Origin of the sequence: Sulfurimonas sp., assembly GCF_016744025.1 — a bacterium.
In the GTDB taxonomy this organism is placed as follows: Bacteria; Campylobacterota; Campylobacteria; order Campylobacterales; family Sulfurimonadaceae; genus Sulfurimonas.
Map to the genome: position 1 here is coordinate 1 of NZ_JADGFC010000030.1, position 25,132 is coordinate 25,132.

Here is a 25,132-nt window from a genome sequence, read left to right on the forward strand (position 1 = left end):
AAATACAAAACTCCGTATGAAGTGTTTTTCAGTGAAATGAGTAAAAGATTAGCTAGCTAATTTAGGTGGAAATTGCACTTGTTGTTGGAATTGGCGAAAAATATAATATATAAGATAAGGATTTTTTATGAAGATGATAGCACTTAGAGGAAGAGTATTTCCTACAGACCTTAATCATGCAGGAACGGTTTTTGGTGGATGGATAATGGGTAAGATGGATAAGGCTGCATCTATAGCTGTTGAAGATATTATATTTTCACCTGCAGTAACTGTTGCTGTAAGTGATATGAAGTTTATAAAACCAATTCACAATGGTGCAATCTTTACAATATATACAGAGATAATACATATTGGTAGAACTTCTATAAAAGTAGATGTAGACGTTCAAATCAAATCACGAGAAACACGTGAAGAGTTTAGTGCAACAAAAGCAGTCTTTACGTTTGTAGTAGTAGATGCTAAGTCTAAACCAAAAGATGTTAGAGAAGTTATTCGTTATAATGTAGATGATTACGTAAAAGAGATGCTTTAGAGAGAAATTTAATTAGGAGATGTTGATATGAAAAGTATGTTTTATTTATTGGCAGTTGTGGTTTTTTTAGGTGGATGTTCATATAAAAATGAAGCGATAAATCTTTCTTCATATAATGCACAGTATCTAGGTGAGAGTTCTAAAGAGAAAAAAAGTGTTTTAATAGAGTCTGTTGTAGATGCAAGAGTTGATAAAAAAACTATAGGTTACATACTTAAAGACGGTAAAAAAACTACAAAGCTTTTTAGCAATGAAAATTTTGAGAAAAAATATATGGATGGTTTAAGAAGTGCTCTTCATATGGCTGGTTTTAAATCTGCTTTAGATGCAGAGGCTGACTTAGTTGTGAGTGTAAATATAAAAAGTATAGAGATTATTCATGATGGTAAAAGTTTTGATAAAAATCTAAAAGGTATGATTGAGTTAGAAGTTATTATTAAAAAAGGTAAAGAGACTATAACTCAAAATTTCAAACCTTCTGCTTCAAAGTGGATGAAACCATCATATAGTTCTACAGATTTAGAACCATTTTTAAATGAGTTATTTTCAGATAGTATAAATGATGTCGTGTCAAGGTTGACACGACATTAATTTATAAAGTATTATTTATTAAGAGAGCTTAATTGCTCTTGTACTTTTACTTGTTTTGATTGTGCATCTGCTAAAAGTTCACGGTTTTTAGCTAGTACATCTTCTGGAGCATTTGCAACAAATTTTTCGTTGTTAAGCATTCCATTTAGTTTACCTATCTCTTTATCTAATTTCTCATTTTGTTTTGTTAGTTTGTTGATAATCGGAGTTAAATCTATAGAGTCAGTAGGGATAAAAGTCTCACATTTATTAGCAATATCACTTACTGCATTTTCAACTTTTTCATCTGTAAAGATAAGCTCTTTTTCAACTTTTGCAAGTTTCATAATAAATGGAGTCATCATCTCTTTATCTTTATCTGAGATTCCATCTACTTTAACAAATGTTTTATCAATTTTTTGATTTGCAAGATCAACTAGAACTTTTGCACGTCTAATGGATACGATAGCATCCATAATAATATCGAACTTTTTCTCTTCTTTTCTCTGTTTTGTTTTACTTGGAAATGAAGAAATCATGATAGACTCAGAAGTCTCTAAAGATGTTCCTGAAAGCTCATGATAAAGATGCTCAGTGATAAATGGCATAAATGGGTGAAGAAGCTTCATTGCCTCTTTAAATACAGCACCAAGTTCTACTATAGAGCCTTTGTCAGCTTTACTTAACTCGATACCCCAATCACAAAACTCATTCCAAAGAAATCTGTACATTACAGTCGCAGCGTCGTTAAACTTATACTCATCAAGAGCTGCACGTACTTCTTTTGTAGCTAAGTTAAGACGAGACATCATGTAACGACCTAAATCAGTCTTAACACAAAAACCTTTTAAGTCAGGGAAAGTATCTACATTCATTTGAAGGTATTTAGATGCATTGTAAAGCTTGTTTGTAAAGTTACGGTTTAACTCTAACTTCTCTTGACTCATTCTAATATCACGACCTTGAGCAGCAGAGATTGCAAGAGTAAAACGTAAGATATCAGCAGAATATTTGTTAATCATATCTAAAGGATCTATTACATTTCCCTTAGACTTACTCATCTTGTCACCTTTTTCATCACGAACTAGAGCGTGAAGATAGATGTGGTTAAATGGAAGCTGACCGTTAAAGTTTTCACCCATCATCATCATTCTAGCTACCCAGAAGAAAAGGATGTCAAAACCAGTAATTAAAAGAGTATTTGGATAAAAATCTTTCATATCTTGTTCTTGAAATAGTTTATCTTTCCCAGCATCTCCATTACCCCAACCTAAAGTTGAAAAAGGCCATAAAGCAGATGAAAACCAAGTATCAAGAACATCAGGGTCTTGAGTTAAGTTTTTAGATGCACACTTAGGGCAAGATTCAGGATTCTCTTCTTGAGATGCGAACTCATGGTCACAATCATCACAATAAAATACTGGAATTTGATGTCCCCACCAAAGTTGACGAGAGATACACCAGTCTCTTAACTCACCCATCCAAGAGTTGTAAGAGTTAATCCAATGTGGAGGAAAAAATTGAGCTTCACCAGCATTTGTTTTCTCAATTGATTTATCAGCTACTTCTTTTTTAACAAACCACTGTCTTGAAATATATGGCTCTACAATATTTTTACATCTGTAGCAGTGTCCGACTTGATGTTTATGATCTTCTATCTTAACGATATAACCTTCTTCATCAAGACGTTTAACGATAATGTCACGAGATTCTATTCTCTCAAGACCCTTGAACTCTTCAGCGTAATCATTTAGAATTCCTTTTTCATCAAAAACCGTAATGAACTCTAAGTCATGTCTCTTTCCAACTTCGTAGTCATTCTGATCATGAGCAGGAGTAACCTTAACAACACCAGTTCCAAAGTCCATATCAACATGCTCATCAGGGATAATAGCTACTTCTCTTTTAAGAAGTGGAAGACGAATCTTTTTACCAATAAGGTGTGTGTAACGCTTATCATCAGGATGAACCATAACTGCAGTATCTCCGAAGTATGTTTCAGGTCTAGTTGTTGCAACTTCTACGTGACCGCTTCCATCTGCAAAAGGGTACTTGATATGGTAAAACTTACCATTATGATCTTCATGTTCAACTTCGATATCACTAAGTGCACCATCGTGTGTACACCAGTTAACCATATAGTTTCCACGAACTATAAGTCCATCATCATAAAGCTTAACGAATGCTTCTTTAACAGACGTTTGAAGTCCCGCGTCCATAGTAAAACGCTCACGTTCCCATGCTGGAGTAACCCCCATCTTACGAAGTTGGTCTGTCATGATTCCAGCAGACTCTTCTTTCCAAGCCCATGCACGTTCTAAGAATTTTTCACGACCCAACTCTTCTTTAGTTGTGCCCTCTGCTAAAAGTTGTTTTTCTACAACATTTTGAGTAGCAATTCCTGCATGGTCAGTTCCTGGTTGCCAAAGAGTTTTGTAACCGTCCATTCTTTTGTATCTAGTAATGATATCTTGAAGAGTAAATGTAAGCGCGTGACCAATGTGCAGACGACCTGTAACATTTGGTGGAGGCATCATGATTGAGAAGTTTTTTCCTTCTTCTTGGATGGCTTTATTTCCATCTACTTCAAAGTACTTTCTATCTTCCCATATTTTGTAATATTGGTTTTCTATTTCGCTTGGTTCATAGCTGTTTGACATATATATCGCCTTGTTTTAAGTGCTTAAAATTTCGCGATTATATCTTAAAAGAAGTGAGATATTGCTTATAAAAAAGAGATTAGATTCCTGTAACTCTTTTTTTAATCTCTATCTTATCCTTATACATGTGCTTATCAGCTTCTTCTATTACATGTGATAATTCTTGACCCGCATTGTAAGAACAAACACCAAATGAGAAGCTAACATGAAAAGAGTCATTTTGTGCTTTTAGTTTCTTAGAAATTATTTCTTCTCTGATGCTGTTTAAGGTTGCAATAGCTTTTACTGAAGAAACCTTTCTAGAGAACATGATTATAAATTCATCCCCTCCATATCTAACAACACTGTACTTTGTTTGTCTTAGTTTATTTGCTATAAATATAAGAACTTTATCACCTATAACATGACCGAATGTGTCATTTACAAGTTTAAAATAGTTTAAATCAACAATAGCTAGAGTACCTTCTTTTAAAAAGTGATCGTGTAACCATTTTCTATTTTGTGCATTAGTAAGTTCGTCTTTATAAACAGACTCTTTAAGTTTTTCTACCTCACGGCGAAGTTCTTCTGTCTCTTTAAGTACACTATTTAGTAGCTGTTCATCTTTTTCTTTTATTGCACTTATGGCTTTAGTAGCACTTACACTCAATTTTTTTGCATTTTTTGAAGCTTGAGTTTGTAAATCAGTAAGGTTTGTACATTCCATAACCATTAAATCTCTTGAGAGTTCATTTTCATTGTCAAGATCAGTATTATGATTATTAGCATATTTTGAAAAGATAGAAGCGTACATACTTGGAGTTACAATAGAGAGTTGATCTATAGAGTTTTTAGTTTCATTAGATATTATTTTAAGAGTATTTTTTCTGTCTTGCATTTTGATCTGCCTTGGTTATATAGCTTATGTCATTATTATAACATATAAAAATTATCACATACTCTAAAAGCTGACATTTTAAATACATAAATAAGCTAATATATAAAACATTGTGAAGCTTATCTTTGTATAATCACACTCTTAAAATTTTGTGTAGGGGTTTATATTTGCCATTATCTCGTTTAAATCAAGAACAGTATGTAGCAGCAACTTCGAATAATGCACAAAATCTAATCATTGCATCTGCAGGTACAGGAAAGACATCTACTATAGTTGGGCGTATTGGTCATCTTCTTAGTAACGGTGTAAAACCTCAAGAGATATTACTACTTACTTTTACAAATAAAGCAGCAGCTGAGATGGTTGAGAGAGTAGCTGAGTATTTTGGAAAAGATGTGGCTTCTAAAGTAGAAGCAGGAACATTCCATGCAGTTAGTTATAGATGGTTGAAAAAACTAGATGGAAAAGTTGTCTTAAAACAACAACGTGAACTAAAAACTCTATTTAGAAGTGTTTTTGAGAAACGTTCATTTGATCATATTGGAGCTGAAATCACTCCATATGGCGGAAACTATCTTTATGATTTATACTCTTTTTTCCAAAATACAGAACTAAATAATAACTTTGAAGATTGGATGATAGAAACATATCCAGAACATGAACTCTTTGCACTTATATATGCAGATATAGTTGATGAGTTTGAAGCTCTAAAAAAAGAGTATGGTTTTTTAAACTTCAATGATTTACTTTTAAATTTTAGAGAGATATGTAAAACTAAACACTTAGGATATAAAGAAGTACTGGTTGATGAGTATCAAGATACAAATGCTCTTCAAGGTACTCTGATAGAAACTATGAACCCTCCATCGCTTTTTTGTGTTGGTGATTATGATCAGAGTATTTACGCTTTTAATGGAGCAGATATCTCAATCATAGGTTCTTTTACTACAAAGTATCCAGATGCCATAGTTCATACACTTACTAAAAACTACCGTTCAACAGTGCCTATTTTATCTCTTGCAACAAAAGTAATAGAGCACAATGAACGCATCTATCCTAAACAGCTAGAGGTGACTAGAAATCAGCCATCTCAAGCTCCAACACTTTTAGCTTATGATGAGCTGTTTGATCAGTATCATGCCATAGCTGCAAAGATTAGAGATACTCAAACAGAGCATGAAGATATAGCAGTTATTTTTAGAAACAACTCTTCTGCTGATGGTATCGAAGTAGGGCTTAGAGAGCTTGATATTCCCTGTAAAAGAAAGGGTGGAACAAGTTTCTTTGATGCAAAAGAAGTTAAAGCAGTTTTAGATTTTTATACACTTCTTGTAAATGAAGCTGATATGATGTCTTTTATACACCTTTTTGAATTTGCACGTGGTATCGGAAGTGCAATGGCTAAAGAGATATATATAGCTTTAAAAACTCTTGGGCATGGAAGTATCTTTTATGGTCTATATGCTCCTGATGAGTCTATAAAAAATCCATTTGAGAAAAGAAAACTAAATCATCAGTTAGGTCTCTTTGATGACTTTTTAGAACTAGGTGCTGTAGGAAAGTTTGCAAAGCTTGGTTTTGAAGCAAAGTTTATGAAGAACCCTATTTTAAAACATCCAAAACTTACAAAAGATAGTGCAACTTTTTTACATGATTTTTATGTGCTGTTTCGCGACTTAAAAGGTATCAAACAACCAAGAACAGTTGTTAAAAAGATAGCTGCATCTGCTGTATTTAAATATATTGCTGATTTACTTTCAAACAAAAGAGCACAACTTAAAGATGGTTCAACTGATGAAAAACAAAAAGTTGAGTCAATGACAAGAATCACAAGAAAAATGATGTTACTAGAAGAACTTTCAAAACCTTATTCAGAACATGAAAGATTTCTAAATGCAATGATTTTAGGTTCATCTGACCTTACTCAGGGTGAGGGTGTAAACCTACTTAGTGTACATGCTTCTAAAGGACTTGAGTACAAAGAAGTTTTTATAGTTGATTTGATGGATGGAAGATTTCCAAATAGAAAGTTGATGCAAAGAGGTGGTTCTCTTGATGAAGAGAGACGACTCTTTTATGTTGCAGTTACACGTGCAAAAGATCTTTTATATCTTAGTTTTGCAAAATATGATAAGGTTAAAAAACAAAATTTTATGCCTTCTCAGTTTTTATATGAAGCTGGTCTAGTTCCTAAAGATGAAGCCTACAGAGCCTTGATTCAAAAAGAGTTGGATAAGGTGGATGAAGATTAACGTTTAAGGAGAGTAATAATTGGCTCCTGTATTTTGTTATGCAACATGTTCCTATTGTTCCAAAACACTCATGCTTGTTGCATTAATGGTAAGTTTATATGTCTTAATTTCATTTATCAGAGACTTATTATAATTGAGGGCTTCTTTTGTGTACTTGTTAACTTTGATGGTAATAATCGCGGTATCGACAAGTTCTGTGTTTTCCCACTTGTAGTCAGTAATTTCACCTAATGACTCTAATGTGTATAGATTGTTTGTAGGGCTATCATCTAATTGTGAGCTTGTTATGTAATAACTAAGTTGACAAACTCCATGTGATTCAGGAAAACATTTATTTGGTTTATTACTTGGTAATGTATAAACCTTCACCCATAAGTTTTTTTCAAAATTAGTTGGAATAGTATTTAAGTCACGCTTGTCTCCAACTGCTAAAATATTAATAAAAGGAGTATTGACACCTTTTGTTTCCAAGTCTTTTGCACACGATATATTTAAAAATAAAAATAGTATCAATAAAATATTTTTCATATTATTCCTTAATTAATTGAGAGGTGTATGTGGTCACCATGCTCAGATATTACATAATCATCACCAAATTTCTTTTTAAAAAATGGTCCAAAATTTTCTCTTCTTCCAGGATAAGATTCAAATCTTGTTTGTATAGCATTAGTTATTGCGGCTACTTTAGAATCTTGTGTGTAATAAACTGACATACGTAAACCATTTATTCTTGAAATATCTACGGCTTTGCCCTTTCCTTGCATATGTCTACTTGGGTACTTATGTGAGTCATGAGCTGATGAAATATAGATTGACTCTAATACGTAATTACTTATGCTTGAGGTTATGCATTGTTTTAATGCTTTGATTAAACCACTATCAACATCTAAGTTTGCGGTTGAAGGAGCTATTACTTGAACACCATTTATATAATCTGGTATCTTAGGCATTACCACTTCCTTTTATAGTTTTTTATATTATATTATATTATGTTCTTTATTAATAAAGGTGCAGAATGGATATTATTTTTAATATATACATTTTTTAAGTAGGTACATAACGGCTGAGTTAAGTGACAAGGCGATATGACTCAGTAATAATTTGTTTTTTATCTAACTTACTTTAGAAGATAAAAGCTCGATAAATTGCACTATAGCCTTGTTCGACTCCTACGATTTGTTATCTGTTGAATTAAACCACATTGTATAATTCTACAAGTTTTTCTTTTATTTCTCTAAATTTAATATTATTAGATAACTCTGTATTTAGTCCTACCTTCAATACAAAAAGAAAATCTTCTTTTGAGTAAGTATTATAATATTTTTCAATTGAATCACTTTTTGCTAATAAACACAATAATTGGTACTCTTTACTTATCATTCTTGTATTATTATTTGGATGTGCTTTTGTATTATGTTGAGTTCCTGTTAGCAAAATTAGATTTTCTATGTATGATTCTATTTGTGGATATTCTGATTTCATAAAGATATGATGTACTTGAGTTGCATCACCTACTGATAAATCATCATTTATTTCACTTGTTGGAGAATGTAGTTTTCTAACTATATTGGTGGCTTTATTAATTGTATATTTAACATAGGCATCTTTTGAGCGTTGCACTTCACTCTTTGCTCTATCTTCATATTCATTTCTTGTTTCAGTTCTTTTCTTTTTTATATCTCGCCAATTCTTTCTATTATAAAATAAGTCATTAAATCCAATTATTTCTTTAGAAATATAACCACCAACAATACCTAGTTTTTTTCTATCATAAGCTAATGGATTTAAAACCTTCGGGAACATTCTATTTAAATCTAGTTCACTTTGAGTTTTTGTATTTAATCTAATTATTCTTTTATACTCATTTTTAACTAGATAAAGAGATTCTTTTGTTTGTAAGTCGAAAAAATCATTAAAAATTTTATACATATCTGAATCATTTAAAACTTTAGTTAAATAAATATTTAAAAACATAAGTGAATTTCTTTCACGAATAGCTATAAATTTAAGTATTTGTTTATTATTTATTTTAAAATACCATTTATTACTTCTTTTTTCACCAATTAATATTTTTGTATATGCTAATGCAATTAAAGACTGACCAAAAAATTTATTATATTCGTTTTTGGCTTTTCTATCTAAAACATTAGGTTTTCCAAAAACTTCTTTGATATTTTCACTTGAATATTTGAAGTTCCAAATATCTTTTGAAGTAAATTCTATATTATTAGTTTGTTCTGAAAATTCAATAACACAATCTGAAATAATTGTTAGCACATCAGCAGTTACTTTATGATCAATAAATCTGGCATTTTTACTTTTTCTAATATCAAAATCAAAATTATTAAAATAATTATTTATTATATCTTTCATTTATATTTCCTTTAATAATCCAAAAAATTGAACAGAATTATTATCAATATTTAAAGATCTTGTTCCTCTATTCCTTGCAATTTTATAATATTCAGTAAATTCACTGCTACTATAATATTCCAAATGTTTAGTAGTGACATTTATATTATTTTTAGCTTTTAAAAGTGCAACAGAACCATCTGTTATAGTATCTTTAGGTAAAAAAGTTGCTCTTGGATTATATGTTAAATTTGGAATTAGTACAATGTCATTTTGATTTAGATATTTTGATATAATAAAACTATCTATTTCATTTATAAAACAATCATAATTATCTATATTCTTAATACTATTACTAGCAATGTTTCTTGATTTTAAAACTCTTATATTTCCACTGTTTAAAGTGTGCTTCTTTGTAATTTGTCTATCTCTAAAGCTTTCAAAAATATCAAGTTCCATTTTATCTACAATAGTATCAAAAAAGCTATTTCTATAAATTAACCAATACGGAAATTCTTTAGAAAATATGTAATCTTTATTTTGGTACATTATTGTATTAGTAATGTAACTTTCAATTTTAACTCTATTGAATTTGTCTTTTTTATAAGTATCCAATAAAAAACTAATAGTTTCAATTTTTACACCCTTAAAAGCCTTTTCGCCATAATCTGTAATAGAATGTAAGTTTTCACTTTCAATAATTTTTCTAGTATGATTAAATTCTGGAGAATTAATTAAACTTTTTGGAATTATTAAAGATACATATTTGGAAATTTTTATTGATTTTTCAATAAAAAATGAAAATAAATTATTTGTATTTTTATTATCGCAATTTAATTTATATTGACTTAATAAGGCTTTGTTATTTATTACTTTTCCATAGGGTGGGTTACCAACTACTAAATCATATTGATAGCTATTTTCCCATAGTAAAAAGTCTTCATTAGTGAAGTTAATAGTAAAGTTTTTAGGTATATTTGTTTTAGTTAATAATACTTTTAACGTATCTAATGAGTCATTGTCAATATCAATAATATCCAAAACAACATTTTGTATATTTTCATACTTTTTAAATAATAAAGGTAAAAAATTACCTATCCCAACTGATGGTTCAAGTATCTTTATAGCCTTTTTATTTTTAAATTTAGGAAGTTTACTTATAACATTATAAACAATATCTTCTCTAGTAAAATAAGCTTTTGTATCAGTTCTTTTTATATTTGAAAGTTCGGCAATATTATATAAAGTATTTAAATCATATTTATAATTATTCTCAGTAATAAAACTTCTTAATACATGTATATCTTGCAAGTTGTTTTCTTGAATAATCTTATCTATTTCATTAATTGATAGCACTTTGTTCTTGAAGGCTTTTTTTACATTGTAAGCTATTTGTTCAAAAATTTTAGTGGGTACTGCTTCACCTATGCAATGTCTTATATTTAATTCATTTTGTTTTAAGTATTTCTTTTTTTCTTCGTATGATAGAGTGTTAAGAGAATTTAAATCTATATTTGACCATCTAAATTCAGATGGAATTGTCATCATTCTCATTAGCTCTCTAATACTAAACACTCTATTATCAGATGGATGTATTGTACTTTGACTAGCTAAAATATCATTTCTTGTATGAATACAAGGTGCTTCTCTATTCCAATACCATCTTGAGTATTTATCACCATTTTTATTTTTATTAAAAACTATTTTATCATCAACAACTTTATGAGGTATTCTTGTTGGCTCAATATTATCAAATGCAGATTGACCTTCTATTATATTTTCTATCCAAGGTAACATTTTAATATCAAAATTTCTATATGTATGAAAAATATCATCTTCTGATATTTCACCCATGATTTTCAATGATGGCAAATCACCAATTAACGCTTTTAAATTCTTTGCTTTTTGTTGCGAAGGAAAAAGTTGATAAGGGCTTATGTTGACTAGATCTTTTCTAACACCTATAACTAGTGTTCTTGTTCTGCTTGATTGTGAACCATATTCTTTAAAGTTAACCACTTTGGATAATATATTATAAGAACCTCCAAGATTTAATTCAATAGAATCTTCAATTGGTTTATCAATATTATCAGTATCTGTACATATTGTATTTAAAAATGCTCTTACATTTTCAAAAATAAAAAACTTTGGATTTATCTTACTTACAATTCTAATTGATTCAACAACCAAAGAATTTCTTTTTATTTCATGGTCGTTTTTTTTATGATTGGCAACTGACATCCCTTGGCAAGGTGGTGTTGCTATTAAAATGTCTAAATCTTTTACATTGTTATTTTCTAACTCTTTATAAATTTTATCTTGTGTTTCTTTTTTTGACAAATCACCTTGAATGTAGCCACTATCAAATTCACACTTATTATTATATTGTTGTATTTTGATTCTTTTTTCTAAATATTCATTTGTTGCGATACATTTAAAACCTTGTTGTTTAAATCCATAGCAACCAATGCCAGCACTACTAAAAAGAGAAATATATGTTAAAGCCTTTATGTTTTTTCCTTGTGATTTATCTATAAAGTCAAATAAACTTGTTGTTTGCATAACATTTCCTTATTGCATTTGGAAAAGTGTAACAACAAAATGTAAGTTTATTTAAAAGTATGTCACCATGCAATACTTTTCATGTAATTAAAAAATGGTAATTATATTATGAATATTTATTCTATCTAAAGTTTAATATCATTTTTATTATTTAGTAAATTAAAAGTGTTTATTGTTCAGATAACTATTTATTCAACATTATTATATATAGAAGAACCTTAAAACAGATAATTAACTATCATCGTTAATGATAGTTAATTAGTAGTATTTCTGTTAAAATATGACAATTTGTAGTTTTTTTTAATATTTAATCTATTATTCTTAAATAAATAGTGATAGTTAAGTGGCACACAGACAAATAACAGCCTCAAATGATTGTTATTTGTTCATAGGTTTACATAACACTCATGATGATACTTAAGCCAAAGAATTTGTTATAGAAGCAAAAGAAGATTATTGGACTATTTTCCACTCTCTTTTTTAATAATATAAGATGCCAAGATAGAGAGTATTACATAAGTACAAAAGAAGTAGATAGCTATTTGAACCTTGGCATCTGTAAACTCATCTGCACTAAGAGATAGATTTGTAAGAAGCAAAGAAACTATAAAAACGTCAGCCATTGACCACTTTCCTATAAAATCTATATACTTGATATTTACCTTTGTTAATGCGCTAAAGTACAGAGATACAGTTTTAACTACAGGTATGGCAATACTAAAGAGTGTAATCATTAGAGCTAGAAAATAGTTCTGTAAACTCCATAATTTTTCAACCGTAGTCCAGATGCCTTTTGATTCATACTTAAAGATGGTGTAGCCAAACACAGGTAAGTCTTTAAAAATCTCAATTGTCATAATTGGTGCTAAAATTCCTACAAGCCAAGAGATAAGTGCAGCGCTTAAAATCGATACAAGAAAAATTTCTTTAGAAGAAAAAAAGTATGTTAAAAGTAAAACACCAAGAGATATGAAATATAGTTTTGCATAAAGTTTAGTCTTGTCTTTGTTTGTTAGAGTCTCTTGAAACTCTTTGACTTCTTTTGTACTTATCTTAACATCTAAGTAGTCTGCAATATAGTTTTGTATCGTGTTATTAGTTTGTTGTATATAAGTATCTATCTTACTTTCTATTTTATAGTTTTGAGCGCGAGATGCCATGTCTTTGTCATATTTCATAGAAAAGAAGTAGACTTGAGATGCCATGATGCCAATTATTAAAACAATAATGGCAGATAGTATACTTGAGTAGAGATTTTTATTTAACATTATTACGAATTTCTCTAACCTCTATAAAGTAAGTATGACCTAAATAAATCACATAATATATCGCTCCAAAAAAGATAGCAAATGGTACTAATGAAACAAGGTAAAGAGCTAGAGTTTTTAGTCTAATTTTATTTGCAGAGAAGTAATGTATCTGCTTGTTCTCTTCTTTAGTACAAATATTTGATGATATATCAAATGAAATCATCTTATGAAAAAAGTAATATAGAGGAAGATTAAAGGCTATGATGTTTACTAGTGGGATAAAGTAAAATGGAATCAAAAGTATAAAAAGCAAAATCATTATCGCTGCCCATTTTACAACTGATAATATTCCTGTTATGATATTTGAATATCCAATCATTTCAACATCACTATAGTGTCTTCTTTGAAGCTCTTTAAGAACAAATGGAGTAAGAAATCCTATAACTATAACTGCTACAAAGATAGAAGCATATAAAACCATAAAACTACCAATAGCATAGATAAGAAATGTAGCAATCCAAGAAGTAATAGCATAACTCATAAGAAACTGAATTATTGCAGTGCCTTCAAGCATAGTACTTATACTCTCAGTATGGGGAATACCATTTTGCATAGTAGTCTCTGTAGTTTGAACCTGCATTTGTCCAAGACTCTCTACCCCGATGCCAGCTACTACAAAAAATAGAATGTACATAATCATTATAGTAAGTATAAATGGTGCAAGAGAGTACTTTAACATCTGTTTTGTAAAGAAGTCTTTTACACTAAGTATTATTAGATTTGTTTCGCTCATTGTTTACTCCAAAGTTTTTGATTTAGTTTTAGTTCATCCACTATAGAGATTGCTAAGTGAAGAGTTTTTACATATTCCATCGCAATTCTATACTCTAATAGTGAACGAAATATAGATGGCTCAAAAAGATCCTTGTCATAATAGATCGCCATATGTATATGATTACCAATAAAAGAGATATATACGGGATGTTTAGACTTCTCTTTAAATATAAGAAGTCTCTTCATAAGAGAATGAGAAAGAATATATCTTGCTTCTATCTGGTCAGATGAGTAAACAACAAATTCTCTCTCAAAGTTGTTGTCATCCATCTTGACAAGTTCTTCTCTATTGAAGTTATTTGACTGTAGCCAGTTTCCTATGAGATTACCAAAAGTACTTTGTGCTGTGTCTGGAAGTACAATAGTTTTGCCATGAAAGTTTTTGTTAAACTCTGCAACTATAAATAGACCTCTAAAAAGAGTACTCCAACTCACTTTTCCTTTTGAGTCTTTATGCTTTTTTTCAGCATGTAAGTCTGAGAACTCTATCTTAGTTGAATCAAGATTTCCTCTTACATAGTCATTGCCACTCATTCTATCAGGTTCACTAAAAAGGTCTGAGCGTTTAAATAGATGTTCTGAGACATGATTATCGCACGTATATGTAAGTTTCTCATCAATGGCATGTATAAGAGGTCTGATGACGTTTTGTTTGAACTCTTTTGTATAGTCTTTTATGAGAAACTTATATATTAGAGTCGCTATTGCAAAGTAAGCAAATCCTATAAAGAAAAGAATATCAGGATCTTGAGCTATAGAGGAAGACAGAGCAAAAGTTATCAGTCCAACTACAAGAGTAAAAATCACACCTATTACAATTATTCTATGTCGTAGGTTTTTTCTATCTTTTTCTAACTTTTGAAGTGTAGGGTAGAGTGTTTTGTAGTAAAAATCTGTTAGTTTACTAGTACTTTTCATCTGCTTTATTCAAACAACTCTTTAACATTTACATTTTGTCTTTGTGCTTGAACAATTTCAAAAACTTCTTTTTTTCTGTAAGACATTGCAGATGCCATAAAGTTTGTAGGTATCATCTCCAAAGCATTGTTGTAGTCAGTTACAGCTTGGTTGTAAGCACGACGTGCCGCTGATATCTGCTCTTCTACTTCATTTAGAGTACCTTGCAAGTGCATAACATTTTCATTTGCTTTAAGCTCAGGGTAGTTCTCAACTGCAACCATAATAGAACCAAGTGCTGAACTTACCTTTGCATCTAGAGCTATCTTTTGCTCATCGCTAATATTTGGTTTGTTTGCATCTGAGCGAAGTTTAGTTACCTCATTAAATAGAGACTTTTCATGTTGCATATATTTACTTACAGTACTTACAAGGTTTGGGATGAGGTCATAGCGTTTTTTTAAAACTGTATCAACACTTGCAAAGATATTTGCAACTTGATTCTTTTTTGAAACTAAAGAATTGTACATAAGAACTAAAACTAAAATAACTACAATTAAAACTATTAAACTTGTCGACATCTTAAAAATCCTTTTTTATATTTGAGAATAGTTTATCAAACTATGACTTTGTTATATCTTTTGAACATAAAAAGCCACTTGCCCAAGCAAATGCAAAATTATAACCACCACGTTTTCCTAGAACATCTAAAACCTCTCCACAAAAGTATAGATTTTTTTGCTTAAGAGATTCCATCGTTTTTGGATTTATTTCTAGGGTATCAACTCCACCACCACTTACTTCAGCGTGACGAAAACCATGAGTGTCTGTGACTTCAAAACGCCAGTTTAACATCTGGTTTGCAATCTTTTTACTAAGTTTTGTGTGGATATCTTTTGCACTTATTTCTTGTGGAAGCTCAAGGCTTTTTAAGAGGCCTTGAGCTATCTTTAGAGGAACAAGACCTGCCAACACATCTAAAACAGAGAAGTCTGGCATAGCCTTAGCTAAGTTGCTAATATGAGTTGAGAGTTTTTGTGCGTTAAAAGATGGAAGTAGGTTTATAGATATATCTACTTTTGCATACTCCATTAAAGCTACACTTGCTCTTTGAGAGATATCAAGTATTGCAAAACCTGAAACTCCATAGTTTGTAAAAAGAACATCACCCTTAGTTGAGATGTCTTTTTTATTATTTACTAGAAGTGTCACTTCGCCAACAGTTTTTACTCCACTCATTTTGTGAGCTATTGCAGAGTCGAGATGAAACTGAACAAGGGAAGGGTAGGTTGGGATTATATTGTGACCGAACTCTTTTGCAAACTCATATCCATCAGAGTTTCCACCTAGATGCTCAGCTGCTTGTGAACCAGATGCAACAACTACTGAGTCATACTTTAAAAGAAGTTCTTTTATATCTGTTATTTTAGTATCTATATGAACTTTAACGCCAAGGTTTTGTGCATGAGATAAAAGAAGTGAAGCTACACTTTTAGACTCATTGCTAAGTGGATAAGCTCTTCCATCATCTTTAACATCTAAAAGTAAACCTATACTAGATGCAAACTGACTAAACTCTTTAAAACCAAAGCTCTCAAGTGCATCTATAACAAAAGATGGGTTGTCACTAAAAAAGTCATTAGGAGTTAAGTCTCTGTTCGTAATATTACAACGCCCATTGCCAGATACTAATATCTTTTTAGCGCATTTAGAATTTTGCTCAAAAACATCCACATCATAAGATTTACGTGCACAAAAAATTGCACATAAAAGTCCAGAAGCGCCACCGCCAATAATTGCTATTTTTTTATTCATTGTCATCTTTATGAGATTCTAGAAATTCTGTTATTAGAAAATTTAGTGATTCTTCAATATCTTGGTATGGTTCTTCTGATTCTATAAAATCATTTGCCATATAGGTAAAAGCAAAACTTTTAATATTGCCAGAACGCGAAGTTGTAACTTCTTCTCCAAGAGCAATTTGTACATATATAGCATTAGAATCATCAACCTCAATAGTTTCAATTTTTATCATAAATGTGGTTGCATCTACCTCTCCAAAAGTAAAACCTGCAGATTGGAGTTTTTTCATAAGCTTATCTTTAAGCGCATCTTTTTGCTCTGGATTGATTATATCGGTCTTAGCAGACATATAGATGCGAAGTGATTTTACATTATCTAGTGTAAAAAAACTTCCTGCAAAAAGAGAACTTGATATTAGTAAAAGTAAGATTGTTTTTTTAATGCTTATCAACATTAGTATTTCCTTCTTTATAACTTTTTAAAGCTGAGTTCATGTTTTGTGCAAACTCTTTTTTCTTCATGTACCCAAGAGTTTCAAAAATTGTATTTTGAGTTTTAGGATTTACAAAATGGACTGTAGGAATATATTTAGAGTAAAATTTATCTGGGTATTTTCCCTTATCATTTATCTTGTCAATAATAAGAGGTATGAAGTCTTTTGAAACTTTGTTTTTAATCAAAGAAGAGCTTAGTGTTTTTCGCTCAAACTTTTTACACCAAGGGCAGTAATCACCAACTACAACAAGCATAAGTAGTTTATTCTGCTCTTTTGCAAGTTTAAGTGCTGAGTTGTAGTTTCTTGAGTAGTTTACTTCAGATGCAAACTTATCTAGTTGTGCAGAAAATGCAAAAGTAAAAAATAGTAAAAGTGATAGTAATATCTTCATTTTAAGCCTTTATAATAATAACAAAATATTATCACAAATATCCTTTAAAGAGTAACCATTTTAGCACCAAAACCACCAAAATGCTGTGGTGCATCTTCAAACTTTTTAACACTAGGATGTGCTTTTAAAAAGTTTTTAACAGCGAAAGAGAGTTTTCCTGTTCCTATGCCATGATAGACAATAACTTCATCCCAGCCATTTAGAAGTGCATCTGAGAGAAACTTATCTAATGTTTCTTCTGCTTCTTGAGCTCTCATTCCATGTAGGTCACATTTTAAGCCTGATTTTTTCTCAACATTTACTTTGATATTTGTTCGAGGTTTTACATGTATATTTTTAGTTGGTTTTAGATCTTTAGTTTTTACTCTAAGTCTCATTCCTCCAACTTCAATTAGGGCCTCTTTTTTCTCTTTTATAGATATTATGCTGCCCTTATTATTTCTATACTTAATAAAGTCACCAACTTGAAAAACATAGTCATTTGCAACTACCTCTTTTTTCTCTTTTGGTAATTTGTCGTTTGCTTTGTTCATAGCTCTGTGGATAGCTTTTGTATCTCCAGCTCTTGCAGCCGTTTTGGCTTCATTTATTGCAAGTGCATAACTGTCTTTAAGTTCGTTTTTCTTATCATCTATATCTTTAATAAGAGTCTCTTTTTGCTCTTTTAAGTCTAACTCTTTAAGTCTTAACTCTTCAAGTCTATCATCAACTTTTTTATGTTTTTGTTTTAGTTCACGTTCTAGTTGAGAACCTCTCTCTATTAGAAGACTAAGTTTTTCACTATTGTCACCATAAACAGCTTTAGCTTCTTTAACAATACTATTTGAGATGCCATATCTACTTGCTGTTTCAAAAGCATAACTTTTGCCGATGATTCCTTGCATAAACTCATATGTTGGAACTCTTAGTTCTTCATCATATATAGCTGCCATAAGCTCTACATCATCTCTATCAGCCATAAGTGCGGCTAAACGTTTATGGTGAGTTGTAACAACTACCTTCTGTCCTCTTTTAATAAGATCATCAAGAATAACTTTAAATAGAGCTGCTGCTTCATCGCTATCAGTTCCAAGTTCTATCTCATCTATACCTACAAGAGCAGACTTAAATTCAAATATCTTTGAAAACTCTTGCATACGTCCAGCAAATGTTGAGATGTCATTTTTAACATTTTGAGGATCATCTATAATAGATAGAACTGCTTTGAAACTTCCTATATGTGACTTATTCTCATTTAGTGACATAGGAATAATATACTTTGCCATAAAGGCAGCTGATAAAATAGACTTTAAAAGCATAGTTTTACCACCGGCATTTACGCCTGTAATCATGAGTATATTTTTACTAAAATCAACATCAACTGGTTTAGGTTTATGCAAAGCAGGGTGAGTGAAGTTTTTTAAAATAATTTTAGAGTCATTTTTTGACTTTATTAGTTGAAGGTTTTTACTTTTTGCAAACAAAACTCTAGCTTGGTAGTTGTCAAATTTTGTAAACTCTTTATCAATGTAAGCAATAAAAGGTTGGATTTCTGAAAGTGTTGATGAGAATTCTTTTGCATAAGTGTAAAAGATAGCTTCTCTTTCTTGTTCTATATATCTAATCTGTTCTTTTGATTTTAAGATGCTATCAGGTGATACATAGAAAAATCCACCACTACTTCTTCCAATAACTGCACCTTTTAAAACATGGTTAAATCCACCACGAACTAAAACACACTCTTCATCATTAACATAGTGAATCTGAGTATCTACTAAGTATCCGGCAAGTTTAGAACTTGACATAATTCTCTTCATAGAGCTACTCATATTGTTTTTGTGCTCTTTTATTCTAGCACTCAAACCAAATAGAGTCTCATCAAGATTTTCTTCAAATAGGCCATCGGAAGTAAAGTATTTTTCTATTGTCTGAAACTTTTCATGAACTTCAAATTTACTCATCCACTCACCGATGATTCCTTCTAGTTCACGATTTTTAAAGTAACGAAAATATCTCACTACTTTTACTATTTCAAATATTTGAGGAAAGTTTAACACACCTCTTTTTTTAAGATGTCCTTTAATATCGTAAAAGTCAGCTACTTTTGGAGGAGCTTTGAACTCTACTTTATCAAGTGCTTTTATAAAACGAAAGTGCAACTCTTGGTCACCTTCTATATATAATGAACTTTTACGTGAAAAAAAGCTTTTAAACTGCTCTATATGTTCTGTTAAGTCGAGTTGAGTTATTAGTAAATCTAGTTTAGAAGTTTTGTTTATTGACATAATATTTTTGCATACCTAATTAATTACTTTTATTATCGTAATTTTAGCTGAATTTTTATTATTAAGGAGATTAAGTTTTTTTTGGGGGGGGGTTGGAAAGAAGTTATTTAAAGAGCATTGAGCAGATAAATCTGCTCAATAAGAGAAAGATTACAGACCTGTAACGTTTTCTGCTTGAGGGCCTTTTTCGCCTTCACCAATTTCGAAAGTTACTTTTTGACCTTCGTTTAGTGAAACACGGTCGTAACCATTGCTGTTAACTTGACGGAAATGTACGAATACATCTTTACCACCATTTTCTTGCTCGATAAATCCGAAACCTTTTTCGCTGTTGAACCATTTAACTGTACCGTTTACTAATGCTGCCATTATAAATCCTTGTTTTAATACACCTTTAAAAGGTGGTTGAAAATCTAATATAAAGTCTATTTTTAGGTGAATTTATCTGCTAACAAGAAGTTATCAATACAAAGTCGACTAAAGATGTAACTAGAATCATCTTTCATTGTCAACAGTATATCTGAATTATATAAAAAGTGTTGTTAAATATTGAAATATGACTATTCACAAGAAGAAGCACTAATCATTTGCCCATAATTAGGAGTATTTTCTTTACCTATGAACGTATATGTTCCTATACTAATAGTGTAATTAGAGTTGTTAACATCAATGCTATTACATTTTACAGTTTTGCTCTGCTTAAATTTCATAACAACTTTTAGCATCTTGTCTCTTTGTGCATTACTATAAGCGTTAAAAGCAATAGCACTAAGTACGACAACTAAGATTACAGCAGTAATCATAGTCTTTTGAGATTTTGTTAGTTCTGTAAAGTAATGTAGAGATAAAAAGAATAGCCCTACAATTACAAGTCCTGCAATATAAGCCACTATGCTGTTCCTCTTATTTGATAAGTTATATCTCCAGCACCAAAGCCTATGATAAGACCTTTATCTAAAGTTTTCAGTGCTTCTTTATCTTTGATTACAGTTATGTTGTTATTCGCTCTTTGGATATTGTCTGCCATTGTCAAGTTGTAATTTTTAAAGTTCTCTTTAAAGTCAATGTGACGAGGAGCTTCACCAGCTGACCAAACAGGAAGTATGATTAACTCTCCGGCACCTTCAAAGCATTTTATGAACTCTTCAAGGTTATCTATTGTACGAGAATATTTATGAGGTTGCCAGATAGCAGTAATCTTATCGAAACCTTTTAGATTAGCATACTCTTTGACAGATTCAAAAGTCGCTTTTATCTCTGTAGGATGGTGACCATAATCATCAATAATGACACTGTCAGATTTAGCACCAACAATATCGAAACGTTTCTTGATACCTTTAAATGTTAGAAGCTTAGTTCTTATCTCTTCAATATCCATAGAATCATTTGCAGCTAAAATTGCTAAGGCTGCATCTAAAGCGATATGTTTACCAAATCCCCATACATCAAATGAACCCATATCTTTAAGAGTAAATCTTGTGTGAGGCTCATCGTTAATAAGTACAAACTCAATATTTGTAATATCTTTGCTTGGATATAACCATTGAGCTTCAACTTCACCTAATAGAGTACTTAAAAAAGGATCTTCTGCATTTAAAACACGACAAGGTGCAGAGTTTATAAAAGTTTTGTATGAATCATAAAATAATTCATAGTTATAGTCATAATATTCCATATGCTCAGGCTCAGCATTTATTACTATCGCACAATGAGGATTTGAGTTTATAAAACTTCCATCACTCTCATCAGCTTCAAATAGCATTACATCATTTGCTTCATCATATCTTACGTTTGAGCCAAATGCCTTTGATTCTGCACCGATAATCGCAGAACCTTCCATGATAGCTGTAAGTATAGCTGTTGTAGTACTTTTACCGTGAGCACCTGCTACTGAATATACTTTTGAAGTATCAAGGATTTGAAGTAAAGCTTCACGACGAGCAAGTACTTCTATACCTTTTTCTTTAGCAGCAACTATCTCTGGATTGTCAGGGCGAATGATCGCAGAGTGGATTACCAAGTCTTGAGAGTTTATAGTATCTGCACTATGTGGAACTGTAACTTCTATACCTAAATCACGTAGTTTTTTTGTAATCAAACTTTCAGAAATATCTGAACCACCGACTTCATGCCCTTTGTAATGCATGTATTGTGCTAAGCCAGATATACCTATTCCACCAATTCCGATAAAATGAATTTTCATGCGCGTACTCCCAACTTATTTGCTTTTCTTAAGCAAATCTTGTGCCTCTTTTGTAAAAGCACTTATGTAAAATGTACCCGCATTTTGCGTAGCATCCATATCTGCTATTTTATTCATAAAATCATCAAGGTTTATATTTTCTAAAGAAGCTATCCAGTGAAATTTTAATGCGCTAGAAAATTGTTCATCTTTTGTAAGTCCACTTAACACTTCAAATAGTGCACTTGCATCTGAAATATTTCCAGAATGATAGTATTCCATAGCATATTCATAAAGTGCTCTTAGTGTTGCAAAGTCTTGTACTTCACCTATATCCATAACTCTATGTGCTTCTAAAGTATCTGTGAGTTTTTCTAATGCTAAATCTAATATATTTGCATAAAATCCTGGCATAGTATCTTCATCAAATGTATCATGAGCCTCTTGTTCTAGTACATATAGTGACGCTATGTCTGAGTTCTTTTGTGCCTCTAATACTTTGTTTTTTAAATCTTCTACGCTCATGCTAAACACTCCTTGATTCTTATTAATGCACTTCTTGTTTTTTCTTCGCTCTCAACTAAAGCTATTCTTACGAAATTTTTTCCAGGGTTTTCACCGTTTGCATCTTCTCTTGCTAAGTACTCGCCAGGAAGAACTTTTACATTGTACTCTTGGTAAAGTTTTTTAGTAAACTCTAAAGGATTATCAACTTTTAGCCATAAGTAAAATGTAGCTTCAGGTATCTTTGTTCCTAATATCTCTTTTGCAATAGAGAAATTTTTTCTATATATTTTTCTAGCTGATTCTACGTGTATCTCCTCTCTCCACGCAATTGCTGCTGCACTTTGAAGGGGAAGTGGGGATGCACAACCTACGTAAGTTCTATACTTCATATACTCTTTTAATATTATCTCATCACCTGCTATAAATCCTGAACGAAGACCTGGTGCTGATGAGCGTTTTGAAATAGAGTTGATTACTAGTATATTTTTAAAATTAAAGTTCCCAGCGTATTTAGAAGCTTCTAAAAGTGATGGTACTTTCTCGTTTGTATAAATCTCACTATAACACTCATCATTCATAAGTACAAAGTTATGCTTTAGACTTAGTTTTACCCACTCTGCAAGTTCTTGGATAGTAAGAACCGAAGATGTTGGGTTGTTTGGAAAGTTAATGATTACAAGGTCACACTTACTAAGTTCTTTTTCATCTATTGTCGGTTTGAAGTTGTTACTTTCATCCATATTTATAAGTAACATCTTAGCTTTTGAAGCTATAGCAGCACCCTCATAAATCTGGTAAAAAGGATTTGTAAAAGCCATGATTGGATTTTCTTTATCAAAAAGTAAAAACTGAGGAAAGTTAAAAAGTACTTCTCTTGTTCCAAATGTAGGAATAATCTCTGCATCTTTAAGTTCAACATCAAATCTTTTTTTAACAAAGGCTCTTTGAGCTTCTCTTAGATTTGCTTCACCTGAAGTTTTTGGATATTTTTTGAGAAGATGTACATTATCACATAGTGTGTTTTGTATAAAGGCAGGAGTCTCAAACTGAGGTTCACCTATAGTTAAAACTGATGGAACATACTTAGGATTGGGTACAATATTTTCAAGTAAATCGTTTAGTTTTTCAAATGGATATGGTTCAAAATTCATATATAATCGCTTATTTTAAGTAAAGCAATTATATCTTAAATGTATTAGAAGTACTTTAACGATATCCTTGTATAAAATAAATAGGAGTCAGTTATGAAGATTATATTATCCCTTTCCTTAGCACTTTTTTTACTTGGGTGTAGCCAAGAGTCTAAAGAAGATGTTCAAAAAAATGAGCCAAAAGTAGTTATAAAAGAGAGTGTTCCTGTAAAATCAACTTCTGTTGTAGAGACTGTAGTTGCACCAAAAGAAGTCTTAGTTAAAGATACTCCAGTAAAAAAAGTAGTTTTAGATGCAAAGATATTATATAAAGTTTGTGCAAGCTGTCATGGTCAAAATGCACAAAAAGCGGCTCTTGGAAAATCAAAGATTATAAAAGGTTGGAGTGTAGTAGATACCACAGCAGCTTTAAATGGATATAAAAATGGTACTTATGGCGGACCTATGAAAGCTGTGATGAAAGGACAGTCTATGAAATTAAATGATGAGCAAATATTGGTTTTAGCAGAGTACATTTCTAAATTATAGCTGAACTGTCTCTCAATTGAGAACGGTTTACTCTATGTTTATCAGAATTACATTATAATCATGGTTACTTTCATAACAAAGGAGTATTGTAACTATGAAACATGTTTATCTTTCACAAACTACAGTTGATGAAGCTTTAAAAAGCCATTTAATTACTGAGCACGAGGCCGACAAACTTAAAAAGAAAATTGATTCTCAATCAACAATATTTAAGTTCATCAATAAATAAGAACAACCCGTTGAGTTAACTACTTAGGAAGTCCAAACTTTTGAGTTATTAACTCACCTTCTTCATTAAAAAATAAATAATACAAAGTATCTTTTTTAACGCTTAGTCCAGCTAAGTATCTTAGAGCTAAATTCGCTTGTAAAGAAGCAATATGCATAACTATTGGTGCTGCAATACCTGCTGGTGTTTTTTTGATAATTTTGAAAGCATCTGTAAAAGATGATTCTTCTATAAAAGAAACCTGACCATGGAAAGCTTCAACACTTCCATAAACCCATGGTAGATTTTTTGCTTTTGCATAAGCGTTTATTTCTCCACGACTCGGAAGATTATCCGTTGCATCTATGATAAGGTCAACCTCAATGTTCTTTTTAGAAAATTCTTCAAAGTTACATTCGTGAGCTATAGCCTTAACATAAGGGCATCTCTGCTCTATAAGCTGTGCATTAATAACAGCTTTATTCTTACCCTCATCACCTACTTTAAAAGCAATTTGACGATGAATATTGTGAAGAGATACTTCATCAAAATCAACCATGTGAATCTCACCGATACCACTAGCACCTAAAGCAAAAGCTAGAGAACTTCCTAGTCCACCTGAACCTATAACAGCAATCTTTTTAGTTTGAAGAAGAGTTTGAGTATCTTCTCCCCATAGTTGTACCTGACGGTGAAAAAATTTCATCATATTTGATCCTTTATAAAAAATAATTATATCATACGCCAATTCCAACAACAAGTGCAATTTCCACCTAAATTAGCTAGCTAATCTTTTACTCATTTCACTGAAAAACA

The 25,132-nt window shown here is 31.1% G+C and carries 25 protein-coding genes; 5 read left to right on the top strand and 20 right to left on the bottom strand.

Features of this window, described 5'->3' with window-relative positions:
- Positions 1-127: 127 nt before the first annotated feature.
- Complete coding sequence (locus QZZ48_RS06265) at positions 128-532, top strand: hotdog domain-containing protein (RefSeq protein WP_294963225.1); 405 nt, start codon at positions 128-130, stop codon at positions 530-532.
- 27 nt (positions 533-559) lie between these two features.
- Positions 560-1,123 carry a YajG family lipoprotein gene (locus QZZ48_RS06270; RefSeq protein WP_294963227.1) on the top strand — a complete coding sequence of 188 codons (564 nt, stop codon included), beginning with the start codon at positions 560-562 and terminating at the stop codon, positions 1,121-1,123.
- Positions 1,124-1,134: 11 nt separating this feature from the next.
- On the opposite strand, the gene QZZ48_RS06275 is transcribed toward QZZ48_RS06270, so the two are convergent.
- Positions 1,135-3,762, bottom strand: a complete 2,628-nt coding sequence (locus tag QZZ48_RS06275) for a valine--tRNA ligase (protein WP_294963228.1) — start codon at positions 3,760-3,762, stop codon at positions 1,135-1,137.
- Positions 3,763-3,841: 79 nt separating this feature from the next.
- Positions 3,842-4,639, bottom strand: coding sequence for a GGDEF domain-containing protein (locus QZZ48_RS06280; protein ID WP_294963230.1), 798 nt, complete (start codon positions 4,637-4,639; stop codon positions 3,842-3,844).
- A 167-nt stretch (positions 4,640-4,806) separates the two neighbouring features.
- Here QZZ48_RS06280 and QZZ48_RS06285 point away from each other — a divergent pair, with 167 nt between their 5' ends.
- On the top strand, positions 4,807-6,891 hold the full coding sequence (locus QZZ48_RS06285) for an ATP-dependent helicase (protein ID WP_294963232.1): 2,085 nt from the start codon (positions 4,807-4,809) through the stop codon (positions 6,889-6,891).
- Positions 6,892-6,942: 51 nt separating this feature from the next.
- Here the strand turns inward: QZZ48_RS06285 and QZZ48_RS06290 are convergent, their stop codons facing one another.
- From QZZ48_RS06290 to QZZ48_RS06370, 17 genes are all read right to left on the bottom strand, one after another.
- Positions 6,943-7,419, bottom strand: a complete 477-nt coding sequence (locus QZZ48_RS06290; RefSeq protein WP_294963234.1) for a hypothetical protein — start codon at positions 7,417-7,419, stop codon at positions 6,943-6,945.
- An 8-nt stretch (positions 7,420-7,427) separates the two neighbouring features.
- The gene (locus QZZ48_RS06295; RefSeq protein ID WP_294963236.1) at positions 7,428-7,841 is read right to left on the bottom strand and encodes a hypothetical protein; all 414 of its coding nucleotides are present in this window, start codon (positions 7,839-7,841) and stop codon (positions 7,428-7,430) included.
- Positions 7,842-8,082: 241 nt separating this feature from the next.
- On the bottom strand, positions 8,083-9,264 hold the full coding sequence (locus QZZ48_RS06300) for a restriction endonuclease (protein WP_294963238.1): 1,182 nt from the start codon (positions 9,262-9,264) through the stop codon (positions 8,083-8,085).
- Entirely contained in the window at positions 9,265-11,805 is a 2,541-nt protein-coding gene (locus QZZ48_RS06305) for a DNA cytosine methyltransferase (RefSeq protein WP_294963240.1), read from the bottom strand.
- A 461-nt stretch (positions 11,806-12,266) separates the two neighbouring features.
- The gene (locus QZZ48_RS06310) at positions 12,267-13,073 is read right to left on the bottom strand and encodes a paraquat-inducible protein A (protein WP_294963242.1); all 807 of its coding nucleotides are present in this window, start codon (positions 13,071-13,073) and stop codon (positions 12,267-12,269) included.
- Entirely contained in the window at positions 13,063-13,848 is a 786-nt protein-coding gene (locus QZZ48_RS06315; protein WP_294963244.1) for an EI24 domain-containing protein, read from the bottom strand. The genes QZZ48_RS06310 and QZZ48_RS06315 overlap by 11 nt, the downstream gene beginning before the upstream one ends.
- Positions 13,845-14,807, bottom strand: a complete 963-nt coding sequence (locus tag QZZ48_RS06320) for a DUF3137 domain-containing protein (protein WP_294963246.1) — start codon at positions 14,805-14,807, stop codon at positions 13,845-13,847. Before QZZ48_RS06320 ends, QZZ48_RS06315 begins: the two co-directional genes overlap by 4 nt.
- 5 nt (positions 14,808-14,812) lie before the next feature.
- Positions 14,813-15,367: a LemA family protein gene (locus QZZ48_RS06325; RefSeq protein WP_294963248.1), complete on the bottom strand. Its 555-nt coding sequence runs from the start codon at positions 15,365-15,367 to the stop codon at positions 14,813-14,815.
- 40 nt (positions 15,368-15,407) lie between these two features.
- Positions 15,408-16,601, bottom strand: coding sequence for an NAD(P)/FAD-dependent oxidoreductase (locus QZZ48_RS06330; RefSeq protein WP_294963250.1), 1,194 nt, complete (start codon positions 16,599-16,601; stop codon positions 15,408-15,410).
- Positions 16,594-17,043, bottom strand: coding sequence for a hypothetical protein (locus tag QZZ48_RS06335; protein ID WP_294963251.1), 450 nt, complete (start codon positions 17,041-17,043; stop codon positions 16,594-16,596). Before QZZ48_RS06335 ends, QZZ48_RS06330 begins: the two co-directional genes overlap by 8 nt.
- A complete protein-coding gene (locus QZZ48_RS06340) occupies positions 17,027-17,476 on the bottom strand; it encodes a thioredoxin family protein (protein ID WP_294963253.1) in 450 nt (149 codons plus the stop codon). Before QZZ48_RS06340 ends, QZZ48_RS06335 begins: the two co-directional genes overlap by 17 nt.
- Before the next feature lie 44 nt (positions 17,477-17,520).
- Positions 17,521-19,740, bottom strand: coding sequence for an endonuclease MutS2 (locus QZZ48_RS06345; protein ID WP_294963255.1), 2,220 nt, complete (start codon positions 19,738-19,740; stop codon positions 17,521-17,523).
- A gap of 150 nt (positions 19,741-19,890) precedes the next feature.
- Positions 19,891-20,109 carry a cold-shock protein gene (locus QZZ48_RS06350; RefSeq protein ID WP_294963258.1) on the bottom strand — a complete coding sequence of 73 codons (219 nt, stop codon included), beginning with the start codon at positions 20,107-20,109 and terminating at the stop codon, positions 19,891-19,893.
- Between the two features lie 191 nt (positions 20,110-20,300).
- Positions 20,301-20,630: a hypothetical protein gene (locus QZZ48_RS06355; protein WP_294963261.1), complete on the bottom strand. Its 330-nt coding sequence runs from the start codon at positions 20,628-20,630 to the stop codon at positions 20,301-20,303.
- The gene (murC, locus tag QZZ48_RS06360; protein WP_294963264.1) at positions 20,630-21,943 is read right to left on the bottom strand and encodes a UDP-N-acetylmuramate--L-alanine ligase; all 1,314 of its coding nucleotides are present in this window, start codon (positions 21,941-21,943) and stop codon (positions 20,630-20,632) included. Before murC ends, QZZ48_RS06355 begins: the two co-directional genes overlap by 1 nt.
- Positions 21,944-21,958: 15 nt before the next feature.
- Positions 21,959-22,447 (bottom strand): hypothetical protein, encoded by a 489-nt coding sequence (locus QZZ48_RS06365; RefSeq protein WP_294963267.1) that lies wholly within the window; start codon positions 22,445-22,447, stop codon positions 21,959-21,961.
- On the bottom strand, positions 22,444-23,580 hold the full coding sequence (locus QZZ48_RS06370; protein ID WP_294963270.1) for a succinyldiaminopimelate transaminase: 1,137 nt from the start codon (positions 23,578-23,580) through the stop codon (positions 22,444-22,446). The genes QZZ48_RS06365 and QZZ48_RS06370 overlap by 4 nt, the downstream gene beginning before the upstream one ends.
- Before the next feature lie 93 nt (positions 23,581-23,673).
- On the opposite strand from QZZ48_RS06370, the gene QZZ48_RS06375 reads away from it, so the two are divergent.
- Together QZZ48_RS06375 and QZZ48_RS06380 are read left to right on the top strand one after the other, a co-directional pair.
- On the top strand, positions 23,674-24,108 hold the full coding sequence (locus tag QZZ48_RS06375; protein WP_294963273.1) for a c-type cytochrome: 435 nt from the start codon (positions 23,674-23,676) through the stop codon (positions 24,106-24,108).
- A gap of 94 nt (positions 24,109-24,202) precedes the next feature.
- Positions 24,203-24,337, top strand: a complete 135-nt coding sequence (locus tag QZZ48_RS06380; RefSeq protein ID WP_294963275.1) for a hypothetical protein — start codon at positions 24,203-24,205, stop codon at positions 24,335-24,337.
- A 19-nt stretch (positions 24,338-24,356) separates the two neighbouring features.
- Here the strand turns inward: QZZ48_RS06380 and QZZ48_RS06385 are convergent, their stop codons facing one another.
- Positions 24,357-25,025, bottom strand: a complete 669-nt coding sequence (locus QZZ48_RS06385; RefSeq protein WP_294963278.1) for a ThiF family adenylyltransferase — start codon at positions 25,023-25,025, stop codon at positions 24,357-24,359.
- Positions 25,026-25,132: the final 107 nt, after the last annotated feature.

Coding starts and splice junctions, on each gene's coding strand:
- QZZ48_RS06265 (WP_294963225.1), top strand. CDS start 128: ATGAAGATGATAGCACTTAGAGGAAGAGTATTTCCTACAGACCTTAAT.
- QZZ48_RS06270 (WP_294963227.1), top strand. CDS start 560: ATGAAAAGTATGTTTTATTTATTGGCAGTTGTGGTTTTTTTAGGTGGA.
- QZZ48_RS06275 (WP_294963228.1), bottom strand. CDS start 3,762: ATGTCAAACAGCTATGAACCAAGCGAAATAGAAAACCAATATTACAAA.
- QZZ48_RS06280 (WP_294963230.1), bottom strand. CDS start 4,639: ATGCAAGACAGAAAAAATACTCTTAAAATAATATCTAATGAAACTAAA.
- QZZ48_RS06290 (WP_294963234.1), bottom strand. CDS start 7,419: ATGAAAAATATTTTATTGATACTATTTTTATTTTTAAATATATCGTGT.
- QZZ48_RS06295 (WP_294963236.1), bottom strand. CDS start 7,841: ATGCCTAAGATACCAGATTATATAAATGGTGTTCAAGTAATAGCTCCT.
- QZZ48_RS06300 (WP_294963238.1), bottom strand. CDS start 9,264: ATGAAAGATATAATAAATAATTATTTTAATAATTTTGATTTTGATATT.
- QZZ48_RS06305 (WP_294963240.1), bottom strand. CDS start 11,805: ATGCAAACAACAAGTTTATTTGACTTTATAGATAAATCACAAGGAAAA.
- QZZ48_RS06310 (WP_294963242.1), bottom strand. CDS start 13,073: ATGTTAAATAAAAATCTCTACTCAAGTATACTATCTGCCATTATTGTT.
- QZZ48_RS06315 (WP_294963244.1), bottom strand. CDS start 13,848: ATGAGCGAAACAAATCTAATAATACTTAGTGTAAAAGACTTCTTTACA.
- QZZ48_RS06320 (WP_294963246.1), bottom strand. CDS start 14,807: ATGAAAAGTACTAGTAAACTAACAGATTTTTACTACAAAACACTCTAC.
- QZZ48_RS06325 (WP_294963248.1), bottom strand. CDS start 15,367: ATGTCGACAAGTTTAATAGTTTTAATTGTAGTTATTTTAGTTTTAGTT.
- QZZ48_RS06330 (WP_294963250.1), bottom strand. CDS start 16,601: ATGAATAAAAAAATAGCAATTATTGGCGGTGGCGCTTCTGGACTTTTA.
- QZZ48_RS06335 (WP_294963251.1), bottom strand. CDS start 17,043: ATGTTGATAAGCATTAAAAAAACAATCTTACTTTTACTAATATCAAGT.
- QZZ48_RS06340 (WP_294963253.1), bottom strand. CDS start 17,476: ATGAAGATATTACTATCACTTTTACTATTTTTTACTTTTGCATTTTCT.
- QZZ48_RS06345 (WP_294963255.1), bottom strand. CDS start 19,740: ATGTCAATAAACAAAACTTCTAAACTAGATTTACTAATAACTCAACTC.
- QZZ48_RS06350 (WP_294963258.1), bottom strand. CDS start 20,109: ATGGCAGCATTAGTAAACGGTACAGTTAAATGGTTCAACAGCGAAAAA.
- murC (WP_294963264.1), bottom strand. CDS start 21,943: ATGAAAATTCATTTTATCGGAATTGGTGGAATAGGTATATCTGGCTTA.
- QZZ48_RS06365 (WP_294963267.1), bottom strand. CDS start 22,447: ATGAGCGTAGAAGATTTAAAAAACAAAGTATTAGAGGCACAAAAGAAC.
- QZZ48_RS06370 (WP_294963270.1), bottom strand. CDS start 23,580: ATGAATTTTGAACCATATCCATTTGAAAAACTAAACGATTTACTTGAA.
- QZZ48_RS06375 (WP_294963273.1), top strand. CDS start 23,674: ATGAAGATTATATTATCCCTTTCCTTAGCACTTTTTTTACTTGGGTGT.
- QZZ48_RS06380 (WP_294963275.1), top strand. CDS start 24,203: ATGAAACATGTTTATCTTTCACAAACTACAGTTGATGAAGCTTTAAAA.
- QZZ48_RS06385 (WP_294963278.1), bottom strand. CDS start 25,025: ATGATGAAATTTTTTCACCGTCAGGTACAACTATGGGGAGAAGATACT.